This is a genomic window from Clostridium estertheticum (assembly GCF_026650985.1).
In the GTDB taxonomy this organism is placed as follows: domain Bacteria; phylum Bacillota; class Clostridia; order Clostridiales; family Clostridiaceae; genus Clostridium_AD; species Clostridium_AD estertheticum_C.
The window spans coordinates 4,075,563-4,089,148 of sequence record NZ_CP086239.1 but is presented as its reverse complement, the minus strand read 5'-3'; the positions used below and the strand labels follow the sequence as shown (position 1 = coordinate 4,089,148).

Annotated in this window: 14 protein-coding genes; 6 read left to right on the top strand and 8 right to left on the bottom strand. The window is 30.5% G+C overall.

From position 1 onward, the window contains the following. Positions 1-176 precede the first annotated feature (176 nt). From rsmG to rpmH, 8 genes are all read right to left on the bottom strand, one after another. A complete protein-coding gene (gene rsmG / locus LL038_RS19535) occupies positions 177-896 on the bottom strand; it encodes a 16S rRNA (guanine(527)-N(7))-methyltransferase RsmG (RefSeq protein WP_216126422.1) in 720 nt (239 codons plus the stop codon). Positions 897-1,072: 176 nt separating this feature from the next. Further along, complete coding sequence (mnmG, locus tag LL038_RS19530) at positions 1,073-2,962, bottom strand: tRNA uridine-5-carboxymethylaminomethyl(34) synthesis enzyme MnmG (protein ID WP_216126424.1); 1,890 nt, start codon at positions 2,960-2,962, stop codon at positions 1,073-1,075. Between the two features lie 8 nt (positions 2,963-2,970). Further along, the gene (mnmE, locus tag LL038_RS19525; RefSeq protein ID WP_216126426.1) at positions 2,971-4,347 is read right to left on the bottom strand and encodes a tRNA uridine-5-carboxymethylaminomethyl(34) synthesis GTPase MnmE; all 1,377 of its coding nucleotides are present in this window, start codon (positions 4,345-4,347) and stop codon (positions 2,971-2,973) included. A 70-nt stretch (positions 4,348-4,417) separates the two neighbouring features. Further along, the gene (gene jag, locus LL038_RS19520) at positions 4,418-5,044 is read right to left on the bottom strand and encodes an RNA-binding cell elongation regulator Jag/EloR (RefSeq protein ID WP_071614797.1); all 627 of its coding nucleotides are present in this window, start codon (positions 5,042-5,044) and stop codon (positions 4,418-4,420) included. Between the two features lie 51 nt (positions 5,045-5,095). Next, on the bottom strand, positions 5,096-5,794 hold the full coding sequence (yidC, locus tag LL038_RS19515; protein WP_309245123.1) for a membrane protein insertase YidC: 699 nt from the start codon (positions 5,792-5,794) through the stop codon (positions 5,096-5,098). Positions 5,795-5,815: 21 nt separating this feature from the next. After that, on the bottom strand, positions 5,816-6,025 hold the full coding sequence (yidD, locus tag LL038_RS19510; RefSeq protein ID WP_071614798.1) for a membrane protein insertion efficiency factor YidD: 210 nt from the start codon (positions 6,023-6,025) through the stop codon (positions 5,816-5,818). Next, a complete protein-coding gene (rnpA, locus tag LL038_RS19505) occupies positions 5,997-6,368 on the bottom strand; it encodes a ribonuclease P protein component (RefSeq protein WP_216108519.1) in 372 nt (123 codons plus the stop codon). The genes yidD and rnpA overlap by 29 nt, the downstream gene beginning before the upstream one ends. 52 nt (positions 6,369-6,420) lie before the next feature. Then, on the bottom strand, positions 6,421-6,555 hold the full coding sequence (gene rpmH, locus LL038_RS19500; RefSeq protein ID WP_071614800.1) for a 50S ribosomal protein L34: 135 nt from the start codon (positions 6,553-6,555) through the stop codon (positions 6,421-6,423). Between the two features lie 541 nt (positions 6,556-7,096). Between rpmH and dnaA the strand changes: the two genes are divergently transcribed. The 6 genes from dnaA (at position 7,097) to gyrB (ending at position 13,566) form a co-directional block, all read left to right on the top strand. Beyond that, positions 7,097-8,449, top strand: a complete 1,353-nt coding sequence (dnaA, locus tag LL038_RS19495) for a chromosomal replication initiator protein DnaA (protein WP_216126428.1) — start codon at positions 7,097-7,099, stop codon at positions 8,447-8,449. A gap of 270 nt (positions 8,450-8,719) precedes the next feature. Continuing rightward, positions 8,720-9,829, top strand: a complete 1,110-nt coding sequence (gene dnaN / locus LL038_RS19490) for a DNA polymerase III subunit beta (RefSeq protein ID WP_216126429.1) — start codon at positions 8,720-8,722, stop codon at positions 9,827-9,829. Between the two features lie 43 nt (positions 9,830-9,872). Next, positions 9,873-10,079: an RNA-binding S4 domain-containing protein gene (locus LL038_RS19485; RefSeq protein WP_071610914.1), complete on the top strand. Its 207-nt coding sequence runs from the start codon at positions 9,873-9,875 to the stop codon at positions 10,077-10,079. Positions 10,080-10,247: 168 nt separating this feature from the next. Then, positions 10,248-11,339: a DNA replication/repair protein RecF gene (gene recF, locus LL038_RS19480; protein ID WP_071610915.1), complete on the top strand. Its 1,092-nt coding sequence runs from the start codon at positions 10,248-10,250 to the stop codon at positions 11,337-11,339. 38 nt (positions 11,340-11,377) lie between these two features. Then, the gene (gene remB, locus LL038_RS19475) at positions 11,378-11,641 is read left to right on the top strand and encodes an extracellular matrix regulator RemB (RefSeq protein ID WP_071610916.1); all 264 of its coding nucleotides are present in this window, start codon (positions 11,378-11,380) and stop codon (positions 11,639-11,641) included. A 20-nt stretch (positions 11,642-11,661) separates the two neighbouring features. After that, on the top strand, positions 11,662-13,566 hold the full coding sequence (gyrB, locus tag LL038_RS19470) for a DNA topoisomerase (ATP-hydrolyzing) subunit B (RefSeq protein WP_216126431.1): 1,905 nt from the start codon (positions 11,662-11,664) through the stop codon (positions 13,564-13,566). The last annotated feature ends 20 nt before the right edge of the window (positions 13,567-13,586 follow it).

Sequence of the window (13,586 nt, the reverse complement as noted above, 5' to 3'; positions counted from 1 at the left end):
ACCTTATATTAACAATTCTCTTTTATTGTGTTATTTCCTTCTTTTTTTTTATTCTTTCGTACGACAAATTATAACATTAATCATCACTTTCAGTGCTGTAATCATCACTTTCAGTGCTGTAATCATCACTTTCAGTGCTGTAATCATAACTTTCCGTACTGTTCACCAACCTATAACTAAAACAAAGGGACCTTAGCCACCATACCTGCTTTTCTAGGATACTTTTTATGTGTTTGTGAAATCTTTTTTATTATTACTAAATTATGATTTAAATCACTGCCCTCTATTTGTACCTTTTCTATATGTTCTATTTGTCCACCAAGCATCCTGATTGCATTCTTAGACAACTTAATTTCCTCTTCAACTGCAGGACCTTTCATTGCTACGAAATATCCTCCAACTTTTACATATGGTATACAATATTCACTTAAAACAGTTAAATTAGCTACAGCTCTTGATACTGCCACATCAAATTTTTCTCTATATTGTTTTTCTTGCGCAAAATCTTCTGCCCTACCGTGAATAGCTTTAATGTTTTTTAGATCAAGTCGATTAATTACTTCATTCAAAAAAATAATTCTCTTGTTGAGTGAATCAAGTAACACTATATTAACTTCAGGTTTTACTATTTTCATAGGAATGCCTGGGAAACCTCCACCAGTTCCTATATCTATAACATTTTTCGCATTCTTTAGCTGATCAAACTTAAAAACCTTCATAGAATCAATAAAATGTTTTTGAACTATTGCTTCATCTTCTTTTATAGCCGTCAAATTTATTTTCTCGTTCCATTCCTTTATAAGATCTTTATATAACATAAATTGATCATATTTATGTTGATCAAATTTAAGTCCTACATTATTGCTAGCCTCATTTAATATATCAAAGTACTCCACATTTCACCCCCATATAATTTTATACTTCATTTTCACTTTCCTCGGTTCTAATCATCACCTTCGGAGCTGTTCATCACCTTCGGTGCTGCATTAACAACTTCAGAATTAACGTTAGACTTAAAATAAAGTTCGTTTTTCTCTAATATATATCTATTACCCATATAATATTTAGACTATTATTCTGAAATGTTATTAAGTCTTTTTTGTTGTTCAAGATATATCATTAGGACAGACATGTCCGCAGGTGATACTCCCGATATTCTAGAAGCTTGACCTATACTTTCAGGTTTGATTTTCCCTAATTTTTGCATAGCCTCTATCCTCAAACCTTTTATTTTGTCATAATTTATATCTCTAGATATACTTTTACTTTCAAACTTTTTGAATTGTTTGATTTGATCTAATTGTTTCTGTATATAACCTTCATATTTTGAAACAATATTAACTTGCTCGCATATGTATTTATTTAATATAGGTCTATCCATATCTAGTTTTTCAACCATAAAATAGTCAAGTTCTGGCCTTTTTATAAGTTCATATAAACTAATAGGTTTTTTTAGTGGCGTAGAATTACAAGAAATTAAAAATTCCTCGATCTCCTTTTTATTTGTAACTTGTAGACTTTTTATTCTTTCAATTTCCTCTTCTATTTGCATCTTCTTTTTTGTAAAAATTTCATATCTATGTTCATCAACTAAGCCTATACTATGTCCTATTTCAGTTAACCTTAAGTCAGCATTATCTTGTCTTAAAAGTAATCTATACTCAGCTCTTGAGGTCATCATTCTATACGGTTCATTAGTACCCTTAGTAACTAAATCATCAATTAGAACTCCTATATATCCATCAGATCTTTTTAATATTAATGGCTCCTTATTTTGAGTAAGAAGTGATGCATTAATACCCGCAACAATACCTTGTGATGCAGCTTCTTCATATCCTGAGCTACCATTTATTTGACCAGCTGAGAATAACCCACTAATATCCTTAAATTCTAATGAAAGCTTTAAATTTGTTGAATCTATACAATCATATTCTATGGCATACGCTGTTCTCATAATTTCTACATTTTCAAGTCCCGGTACTGTTTTTAACATTTCTACCTGTATTTCCTCTGGAAGTGAACTAGACATACCTTGAACATACATCTCCTGCGTATTCTCACCTTCAGGCTCAATAAATATTTGGTGTCTTGTCTTATCTGTAAATCTCATTACTTTATCTTCAATAGATGGGCAATATCTAGGCCCTGTACTCTTAATTGAACCATTATATAATGGTGATCTCATTATGTTTTTTCTAATTACATTATGAGTATTTTCGTTTGTATAAGTTAAATAACATGATAGCTGATTTCGACTTATATCATCACTAATAAACGAAAATGGAACTACCTCATTATCGCCAAGTTGCTCCTCCATCTTAGAAAAGTCAACTGAACGTCTATTTACTCTAGCTGGAGTTCCTGTTTTAAACCTACGAAGTGTTATTCCCATTTCACATAATGAATTGGAAAGCTCATTCGCAGGTTGTAATCCACTAGGTCCCTCACTATAGCTAAGATCTCCAATTATGACCTTTGATTTTAAATATGTTCCAGATGCTATTACAATAGCCTTAGTCGTGAAATATGCATCATTTTTCGTAAGAATGCCTTTAATTTTCCCATTCTCCACATCTATTGATACTACCTCTAATTGTCGGAGTTGCAAGTTTTCCTGATTTTCTAATACATTTTTCATTCTCATGCCGTATGCCTTTTTATCTGCTTGAGCTCTTAATGAGAAAACAGCTGGTCCTTTAGAAGTGTTTAGCATTCTTGATTGTATGTAAGTATTATCAATATTTACTCCCATCTCACCACCAAGTGCATCTATTTCCCTTACTAAATGTCCCTTAGCAGTCCCCCCAATATTAGGGTTACAAGGCATCAGAGCCACACTATCTAAATTTATAGCACAAATTAAAGTTTTACATCCCATTCTTGCCGCTGCAAGGCCTGCCTCACACCCTGCATGACCGGCCCCAATAACTATAACATCAAAATTTCCTGCATCGTATTTCATATTTACCCCTACTTTCCTAAACAAAATTCTGAAAATATCTTATGAATTATATCCTCATCTAGTGCCTCACCTGTAATCTCACCTAAATTCATCCATGCATTTCTTATATCAATTGAAGCTAAATCTATAGCCTCAGTATACTCTAAAGCATTTAGTGATGATTCTAAATTTTCCTTTGCCCGGATTAAAGATTGCTTATGTCTATTATTTGTAACGAATACACCTTCTGTCTTAATTTCACCATTAAAAAATAAATCCTTTATGTTATTTTTAAGGTCATCTAATCCAAAACCAGTTTTTATTGAAATATCAGTAATATACTTAGATTTTAGATTTCGTAATTCACTTATATCTATTTTACCACCTAAATCACTTTTATTTAATAGTACAATGTATTTTTTTTCTTTAATATAATCAATTATTTCGATATCCTCACGACTAAGGTCCATACTTGAATCCAACATTAATATAACTAAATCTGCCTCATCTATTTTTTGTTTAGATGTTTCTACGCCTATTTTTTCAACTATATCATCAGTTTCACGAATTCCAGCAGTATCTACTATTTTAACTGGTATGCCCTCGATACTTATATACTCTTCTATGGCATCTCTTGTTGTACCTGGTACATCTGTAACAATAGCTCTTTTTTCTTTAACAAGAGCATTGAGCAGTGATGATTTCCCTACATTTGGTTTTCCAACTATAACGGTACTTAGACCTTCTCTTAAAATTTTCCCCTCATCTGCCGTGCTAAGTAGCATATCTATCTCGCTTATTATCAATGTAACTTCTTCGCGTACTTCATTTGCAGTTACATCTTCGATATCCTCCTCTGGGTAATCAACCGTAACCTCTATATGCGCAATTACACTAAGTAATTTGTTTCGTACATTTTTTATTTCCCTGGAAATTGACCCTTCTGATTGCATAAGTGCTGACTTCATGCTAAGTTCTGTTTTTGCCCTTATTATATCCATAACTGCTTCTGCTTGACTTAAGTCAATTCTACCATTTAAAAATGCTCTTTTTGTAAATTCTCCTGGTTCTGCTATCCTTGCACCAGAACGAATAATCTCTTGCAAGATTCTATTGGTACCTACTACCCCACCATGACAATTTACTTCAATAGTATCCTCTGCTGTGAAACTTTTAGGTCCTTTCATATACGAAATAATAACTTCATCAAGTCTAACTCCATTTTTATCGATTATATGTCCATATCTCATAGTATAAGATTTGAAATCATTAAGCTTTCTATTGTTATTACCTACAAATATACTATCAACTATATTTATAGCTTTATCACCAGATATTCTAATTATGGATATACCACCTTCTCCTATGCTAGTTGATATTGCAGCTATAGTATCAAATTCTTTCATTAAATATATCCTCCCAATTTTATAAATATTTATTATATTGTTTAGTTTTACAAATTTAAAAAGAAAGCCCTTAGGCTTTCTTTAAATCAACTACAACTCTTCTATAAGGTTCTTCACCTTCACTAAATGTATAAATATATGTATCATTTTGAAGCGAGGAGTGTATTATTCTTCTCTCATAAGGGTTCATAGGTTCAAGTTTTAATACTCTGCCACTTACCCTAACCTTATAAGCAATTTTTGATGCAAGTCTTTTTAAAGTTTCTTCTCTTTTTGCTCTATAATTTTCAGTATCTAATAATACTCTTTTATACTCTTCATCATGATTTTTATTTACAACTAAACTTACAAGGTATTGAAGGGCATCTAAAGTTTCACCTCTATATCCAATTAATAGCCCCATATTCGGTCCAATTAAATCAATATGAATTTCATTGTTTTCATCTTTTAGATTAACTTCTGCCTTCATATTCATAGACTGTAATACTTCCATTAAAAAGGTTTCAGCTTCTTTTAAACTATCCCTTTTAACTGTAACCCTAATTTTAGCTGGTTTTACACCTATGATATTTAAAAATCCTTTACTTCCCTCGTCTAACGTTTCAACTTCTACTTTATCTCTTGTAACTTTTAATTCATCTAGTGATTTGCTGATAGCATCCTCAACGTTTTTTCCCATCATTTCAATAATCTTCATATCGTACTACACCCGCCTTCCTTAATGTAAAATTAGGCACTTGTGTTGATCTTATTTGTTGTTTTTATTACCTGCTAATAATACTTCATCGGTTTTTTTATTTAATTCAATTTTATTTATAACTACAGTTTGAATTATTTGTATTACATTATTTATAACCCAATATAATACCAATGTACCCGGAAACCTAAGACTCATGAATCCCATGAAAATAGCCATCACAGTGTTCATTGTTGAAGTTTGTTTGGATTGAGCACCATCTGTTGACGGCGGCTGCATAAGTTTTGATGAAAAATATGTTGTAACAGTAGATAATATTGGTAATATATATAATGGATCTGATTTTGTTAAATCCTGCATCCATAAAAAACCGGCGCCATGCATATTTAAGTGCTGAAAAACAGCATATAAAGAAAATAGAATAGGCATCTGAACAATCATTGGCAAACAACCACCCATTGGGTTTACTCCATTTTCCTTATAAAGTTTCATTACTTCTTGCTGAGCCTTTTGTGGGTCACTTTTATATTTTGCTTGAACTTTTTTCATTTCTGGTTGAATTGCACCCATTTTAGCAGTTGATCTAAGTTGTTTAACACTTAAAGGCAACAATATCATTCTTACAATAATTGTGAAAACAATTATTGCGAGTCCATATGATAAATCATTATTTGGTATAACTGTATGAATTGCACCATTTACCATGTAAAAAAACTTAGTAAGTGGCTCAGTTAAAAACTTTATATTCAAATTAAAAAACCTCCTGAGCGCTTATTTAACTGGATCAAAGCCGCCCTTATTATAAGGATGACATCTGAGTATTCTCTTTATTCCCATTATCAAGCCTTTTATTGCTCCATACTTTTCAATAGCTTCTAAAGTATACTGAGAACATGTAGGATAAAATATACAACAAGGCCTCTTAAGAGGTGATATATATTTTCTATAACATTTAATACCCAGTATAAGTATTTTTTTCATTATTAATTAAACCAGCTTTCTTAAGTAATTTAGTCAAGGCACTCTCTATTTCTTTATAATTTTTAGAATTAGAAGGGTTCCTTGCAATAAATACTAAATCATATCCTGTCTTTAATATCTCATTATTAAGCCTATAGCTCTCACTTATTAATCTTTTTACTCTACCGCGAATTACGCTGTTTCCTACCTTTTTACTTACAGATATTCCACATCTATTAAGTTCTTTACCATTTTTATAAATATATAATACCAATAATAGGTTAGAAAAAGATTTTCCTCTTCTATATACTGTTCTAAATTCAGTATTCTTTCTAATTCTGTACTTCTTAACATTAATCTTCATATTAGCCGCCCTCTTTTCCGCAAATTGCAGAAAAAGGCCACATTAGCGGCCCTTATGCTGTCAATCTTTTTCTACCTTTTTGTCTTCTTTTTTGAAGAATATTTCTGCCAGAAGCGGTTTTCATTCTCTTTCTGAATCCGTGCTCTTTTTTTCTTTGTCTTTTTTTCGGTTGGTAAGTCATGAACATATCTGCTACACCCCCTTATTTAACCATACAACATAGCAATCATCTTTCAATCGCATATTTATGGTTTTACTATTAGATTATATAGTCACATACGCGTCTTGTCAAGATAAGCATTTTTATTAATATTGTTAACATTTTTTATATTTATATGTTTTTTTGTGGATAACTTCTTGAACACCTTGTTATTTTTTGATATTATATAAGAATGAACTGTGCATAACCTGGTTTTTAATAAAGTTATTCACAACTTGTGGACAAAACTGTGAATAACTACTACAATATTGTCTTAAACTTCTTTTTACTAATATACTTTTTACTATATTAGCGTATTTATTCTTTGTTTTATCTGTTAATAACTTTTTTTATATATTGTTAACAATTTATGATTAGCTAAACATATAAACATAGTTATTAACATGTGTATATTTTTAACGCTATTTATCAACAGCTTTCAATATATTAATTTATTGTTTATAACTCTGTTTATATATTGTTTGTTTTTACATAAAAATTTTTTTTTATTTGAACTGGAGGGTAGAAAATGAGCACCCAAATTAAAGATATCTGGGAAAAAACCTTAAGTATAATAAAAGGTGAGCTTACAGAAGTTAGTTTTAATACTTGGATTAAAAGTATAGAACCTATGGCCTTAGATAATAATACATTTAAATTAGGTGTTCCTAATAATTTTACTAAAGATATTCTTGAAAATAGATATAAGGATTTAATAATGAATGCTGTTAAATTACTTACTTCTAAAACATATAAAATAGAATTCTTTATATTATCTGAAGAAGTCGCCGAAATTGAAACACCTAAATCAAAACGAGAATCTGAGAGACATAATCTCATCGTTAGTGATGAAATGTCCGCGACACTAAACCCCAAATACACCTTTGATTCTTTTGTCATTGGTAATAGTAATCGATTCGCTCATGCTGCATCTCTTGCTGTAGCTGAATCACCGGCTAAAGCATATAATCCATTATTTATTTATGGTGGTGTTGGACTTGGAAAAACGCATTTAATGCATGCTATTGGTCATTATATATTAGCAAATAATCCAAAGTCTAAGGTTGTTTATGTTTCTTCTGAAAAATTTACAAACGAACTTATAAATTCTATTAAAGATGACAAAAATGTAGAATTTAGAAACAAATATAGGAATGTAGACGTACTTTTGATTGATGATATTCAATTTATCGCAGGTAAAGAACGTACACAAGAAGAGTTTTTTCACACATTCAACGATCTTCATGAAGCAAATAAACAAATTATTTTATCTAGTGATAGACCTCCAAAAGAGATTCCTACTCTAGAAGATAGATTGAGATCACGATTTGAATGGGGACTTATAGCAGATATACAACCACCAGATTTTGAGACTAGAATTGCTATCTTGAAGAAAAAAGCAGATGTAGAAAACTTAGACATACCAAATGAGGTACTGGTTTATATTGCAACCAAAATAAAGTCCAATATAAGAGAATTAGAAGGTGCACTTATTCGAATAGTAGCCTTCTCTTCACTAACTAATAAAGAGATTGGAATAGATTTGGCGTCAGAAGCTCTTAAGGATATTATTTCTAGCAGAAATTCAAAACAAGTAACTATTGAACTGATACAAGATATCGTCTCAAGTTATTTTAATCTAAAAATTGAGGATTTTAAATCTTCAAGGCGAACTAGAAACATAACATTTCCAAGGCAAATTGCAATGTATCTATGTAGAAAGCTTACAGATATGTCCTTACCTAAGATAGGTGAAGAATTTGGAGGTCGTGATCATACAACTGTAATCCATGCATGCGAGAAAATATCAAATGGTCTTAAGGTTGATGAGAATCTACAAGATAATATAGCAGAATTAACTAAAAAGATAAGTCAAAAATAATATAATGACGTTACTAACAATTGTTAATACTATTTATATATATTCCTGTGCATAAAATAATACATAAAACCTGACTGTTGATATTGTGGATAACTGTGATTTTTTTTTGCATACTTATCCACAATTAGTTTTAGCAAGCTTTGTTGCGTAGTAAAGCCTGCAATAGGTTCTTAACATATCAACAGCCCCTACTACTATTACTACTATAAATTATTATTATCTTACCTATCTTTAATCAATTTCCCATGTGGATAAGGAGGTCCTTTTTTTATGAAGTTTATATGTGAAAAATCAATGTTACAAGAAGCAATCTCAAATGTTCAAAAAGCAATTACTGGAAAATCAACAATGCCTGTATTACAAGGAATATTACTAGATGCTAGAAACGGTGAATTAACCCTTATAGGATCTGATATTGATTTGAGTATTGAGGCTAAAATTACTGCAGACGTTATGGAGGATGGTAGTGTTGTTTTAGATTCTAAACTTTTTGGTGAAATTATAAGAAAGTTACCTAATAGTGCAGTGGAAATAAGTTCCGATGAAAACAATTCTATTAAAATAGTTTGTCAAAAATCTTATGCAACTATAATACATATGGATAGTGAAGATTATCCTAGTTTGCCTGATATAATTGAAAATATGGTTTTTTCTATATCTCAAAAATTATTGAGAAATATGATGAAGGGAACTATATTTGCAGTTGCTCAAGATGAAACTAGACCCATTCTTACAGGCGTTTTGTTTGAAATAAAAAATAAAAAACTGAATTTAGTAGCATTGGATGGATATAGAGTTGCCTTTAGAAGTGAACCAGTGGATAATGATTCTAGTATAAGTGCTGTAATTCCAGGTAAAACATTAAGTGAAGTATCAAAAATACTAGAAGAAACAGATGAAGTAGTAAATATAACATTCACACCAAATCATATTTTGTTTAATCTTGGGAAAACTAAGGTTATATCAAGGTTACTAGAAGGTGAATTTATAAAATATAGCTCAATAATACCAGAAGAATATAATCTAAAAATCACAGCTAAAAGGTCCGAATTACTAAATTGTATAGAAAGAGCTTCTCTAATGGCTAAAGAGGGAAATACCAATTTAGTTAAATTTAATATAGAAGAAGATAACATGATAATTACATCCAATTCTCAATTGGGAAAGGCAAGAGAGGAAATAAATATAATTTTGCAAGGTGAGCCTCTTCAAATTGCATTTAACTCAAAATATCTAATCGAACTGCTTAAAATAATGGATGAGGAAGAAATTGTTATGGAATTTTCTAGTGGAGTTAATCCTTGCGTTGTAAGAAATAAAGAAAAGGATAATTGCACATACATGGTACTACCAGTAAGAATAAGAGCAACAAACAACTAAAAAGTATATATAAAAAATAATTTAATAAAAAGGCGGTTTTAAAATGAATGAAATACAAGTAGATACAGGTATAATTAAATTAGATGCTTTTCTAAAATGGGCTGGAATAGCATCGCAAGGCTCTGAAGCGAAATTTTATATAAAAAATGAAGAAGTTAAACTTAATGGTGTTGTAGAAACTCAAAGGGGTAAAAAATTAGTTAAAGGTGATATAATTGAATTTAACAATGAGTCTTACAAAATAATTTAAAGAAATCTCAGAAGGAAAGTTTTTACTTATAAAAAAGTGCACCGAAAAATTATAAAATAATATTCGGTGCACAATTTATGCTTAAAATAAAAAAAAACATAAGAATTTATTTATACATATAAAATAATAAAATTATATATATATGTTATAATCTTAATAGGTGATTATATGCATGTAAAATATTTACAACTCAAGGATTTTAGAAATTATACTGAATTAGTTATAGAATTAAATAAAGGCACTAATGTATTTGTAGGAGATAATGCTCAAGGTAAAACAAATATTTTAGAGGCAATTTATTATTGTAGTTTAGCTAAATCTCACAGAACTAATAGAGATAAGGAATTAATAAACTGGAATGGTACGGAAGCGTATATAAAACTTTATGTATGTAAAACAAGACTCGATAAAAAAATAGAAATAAAAATTTTTAAAGAAGGTAAAAAAGGCGTTAATATAAATTCTATAAAAGTTCAAAAATTATCTGAGCTCGTGGGTAGTTTTAACGTGATTATGTTTTCTCCTGAAGATTTAAATATAGTTAAAGAATCACCATCATACAGACGTAAATTTTTAGATATTGAACTATGCAAGCTAAGCCGTAGGTATTATTATAATTTATCTCAATATAAAAAAATTTTGAATGAGAGAAATTTAGCTATAAAAAAATGGAATACAAATATTGACATTATAGATGTATATGATAGACAACTTAGTGAATTTGGTGCAGTAATAATAAAAGATAGAATTGCTTATATAGAAAAATTAAATATATTATCAAAAACAATACATAGCAATATAACATCTAAAAGTGAGGTAATTGAAATTAAATATTTAACTCAAATTAAGGAGTTAGATAATATACAAGAGAGCTTTTATTTGCTTTTATGTAAAAATAGAAGGAGAGATATAGAAACTAGAACTACATCAGTAGGACCACATAGAGATGATTTTTCTATACAGCTAAATGGCATTGATGCTAGAATATTTGGATCTCAAGGCCAGCAAAGAACTTCGGTTTTAACCATTAAGTTTGGAGCTCTTGAAATAATAAAAGAACTTACTGGAGAATACCCAGTATTGTTACTTGATGATGTTTTGTCTGAATTAGATACAAAAAGGCAAGAATATATATTAAATTCTATAAAAGAAGTTCAAACGTTAATTACATGTACTGGAGTTAATAATATAAGAAAATATTTAAATCCTGAAAGTAAGATATTTGAAGTTATGTCAGGTGGAGTAAAAGAAATTACATAGATTCAAATAATACAATTAATTACGGAGGAGGATATGTTATGTTTTTACATTTAGGAGAAAATGTAGTAGTACCCATAAAAGATATTATAGGGATATTTGATATGGAAACTACTATGTATAGCTCAGACACTATCCAATTTTTAAGAATGGCTGAAGAAGATGGTTTTGTAGAGAGGATAACAAAGAATACTGCAAAATCTTTTGTAATTGCTGAGGTGGATAAAAAAAGTAAAATATATCTATCACCAATATCATCGCAAACTTTATGCAAGAGAACAGAAACTGTATATTATGAGCTTTAGAGTAATTTAGGAGGATATACATGGAAATAAATAATGTTTATGACGAGAGTCAAATACAAGTACTTGAAGGACTAGAAGCTGTAAGGAAAAGACCCGGTATGTATATAGGAAGCACTAGTATCCGTGGTCTTCATCACCTTGTTTATGAAATTGTAGATAATAGTATAGATGAGGCATTAGCAGGATTTTGTAAAAATATTAATGTAATCATACACCAAGATAATTCTATAACTGTTATAGATGATGGTCGTGGAATGCCAGTAGGAATACATCATAAAATGAAAATTCCTACTGTAGAAGTTATAATGACGGTGCTTCATGCAGGTGGAAAGTTTGGCGGTGGAGCATATAAAGTATCAGGTGGTCTTCATGGTGTTGGATCATCTGTAGTTAATGCATTGTCTGTTGTTTGTGAAGTAGAAGTTAGAAAAGATGGACATATATGGAAACAAACGTTCGCTAAAGGAAAAACTACAAGCACACTTGTAGATATAGGAACAACTACTGAACATGGAACAAAGGTCTTTTTTACTCCAGATCCAGAAATATTTGAAGAAATTGATTTTGATTTCGAAACACTATCACAAAGATTAAGAGAATTAGCTTTTTTAAATAAAGGATTAAGAATAACTCTAACGGATGAGCGAGATGGTAAGAATCACGAATTTCTGTATGAGGGTGGAATAAAATCCTTTGTAGATTATTTAAACAGAAATAAAGGAACAATTCATGAGACTATATACATGGAAGGAAGCAAAGATGATTATGTTGTTGAAATAGCACTTCAGTATAACGATACATACACAGAAAACATATTTTCTTTTGCTAATAATATAGATACCGTAGAAGGTGGAACACACCTAGTTGGATTCAAGACTGCATTAACAAGAGTAGTAAATGATTATGCTAAAAAATTTGGATTTTTGAAAGATAATGATAAGAATTTATCAGGAGAAGATGTTCGTGAAGGTCTTACAGCGGTTATATCTATAAAGCTTACAGATCCTCAATTTGAAGGTCAAACAAAAACTAAACTTGGAAATAGTGAAGTAAGGGGTATAGTTGACAGTATAGTTGGCGAGGCAATCAGTAATGTTCTAGAAGAAGATCCTCAACTTGGTAAAAGTATAATAGATAAAGGATTAAATGCAGCAAGGGCAAGGGAAGCTGCAAAAAAAGCAAGAGAATTTACAAGACGTAAATCAATCTTAGAAAGTACTACGCTTCCAGGAAAATTATCAGACTGTGCCTCAAAAGATCCTATGGAATGTGAAATATATTTGGTCGAGGGTGATTCAGCTGGTGGTTCAGCGAAACAAGGTCGCGATAGAAAATTCCAAGCAATACTTCCTCTAAAGGGAAAAATAATGAATGTTGAAAAACAAAGAATTGATAAAATGCTTGCTTCACTTGAAATTAGAGCTATGATAACTGCTTTTGGTGCTGGTATAGGTAAAGATTTTGATGTAACGAAAATAAGATATGATCGTATTATTATTATGACAGATGCAGATGTAGATGGAGCACATATTAGGACCTTATTATTAACATTCTTCTACAGATACATGAAAGAATTAGTAGAGGGAGGACACGTATATGTAGCTCAACCTCCATTATTTAAGGTTACTAAAGGTAAGAAAGAGCATTATGTATATACCGAAAAAGAGCTTGAAGCGACACTTGTTGAATTTGGTGGAAAAGATAGTAACACTGATATACAAAGATACAAAGGTCTTGGGGAAATGAATCCAGAACAGCTTTGGGATACAACAATGAACCCTGAGGAAAGAACTCTGCTTCAAGTACATGTTGAGGATGCAATGGCAGCAGATGAAATATTCACTATTCTCATGGGTGATAAAGTAGAGCCACGTCGTGAGTTTATACAGGAGAATGCTAAAGGTGTGCTTAACTTAGATATATAGTTTGGCATTAAAATATTTTG

Bases quoted from the DNA above. Each gene is read 5' to 3' on its own strand.
- recF (WP_071610915.1), top strand. From the start codon at position 10,248: ATGCATGTAAAATATTTACAACTCAAGGATTTTAGAAATTATACTGAA.
- gyrB (WP_216126431.1), top strand. From the start codon at position 11,662: ATGGAAATAAATAATGTTTATGACGAGAGTCAAATACAAGTACTTGAA.
- dnaN (WP_216126429.1), top strand. From the start codon at position 8,720: ATGAAGTTTATATGTGAAAAATCAATGTTACAAGAAGCAATCTCAAAT.
- mnmG (WP_216126424.1), bottom strand. From the start codon at position 2,962: ATGAAATACGATGCAGGAAATTTTGATGTTATAGTTATTGGGGCCGGT.
- dnaA (WP_216126428.1), top strand. From the start codon at position 7,097: ATGAGCACCCAAATTAAAGATATCTGGGAAAAAACCTTAAGTATAATA.
- mnmE (WP_216126426.1), bottom strand. From the start codon at position 4,347: ATGAAAGAATTTGATACTATAGCTGCAATATCAACTAGCATAGGAGAA.
- jag (WP_071614797.1), bottom strand. From the start codon at position 5,044: ATGAAGATTATTGAAATGATGGGAAAAAACGTTGAGGATGCTATCAGC.
- remB (WP_071610916.1), top strand. From the start codon at position 11,378: ATGTTTTTACATTTAGGAGAAAATGTAGTAGTACCCATAAAAGATATT.
- yidD (WP_071614798.1), bottom strand. From the start codon at position 6,025: ATGAAAAAAATACTTATACTGGGTATTAAATGTTATAGAAAATATATA.
- rnpA (WP_216108519.1), bottom strand. From the start codon at position 6,368: ATGAAGATTAATGTTAAGAAGTACAGAATTAGAAAGAATACTGAATTT.
- LL038_RS19485 (WP_071610914.1), top strand. From the start codon at position 9,873: ATGAATGAAATACAAGTAGATACAGGTATAATTAAATTAGATGCTTTT.
- rpmH (WP_071614800.1), bottom strand. From the start codon at position 6,555: ATGTTCATGACTTACCAACCGAAAAAAAGACAAAGAAAAAAAGAGCAC.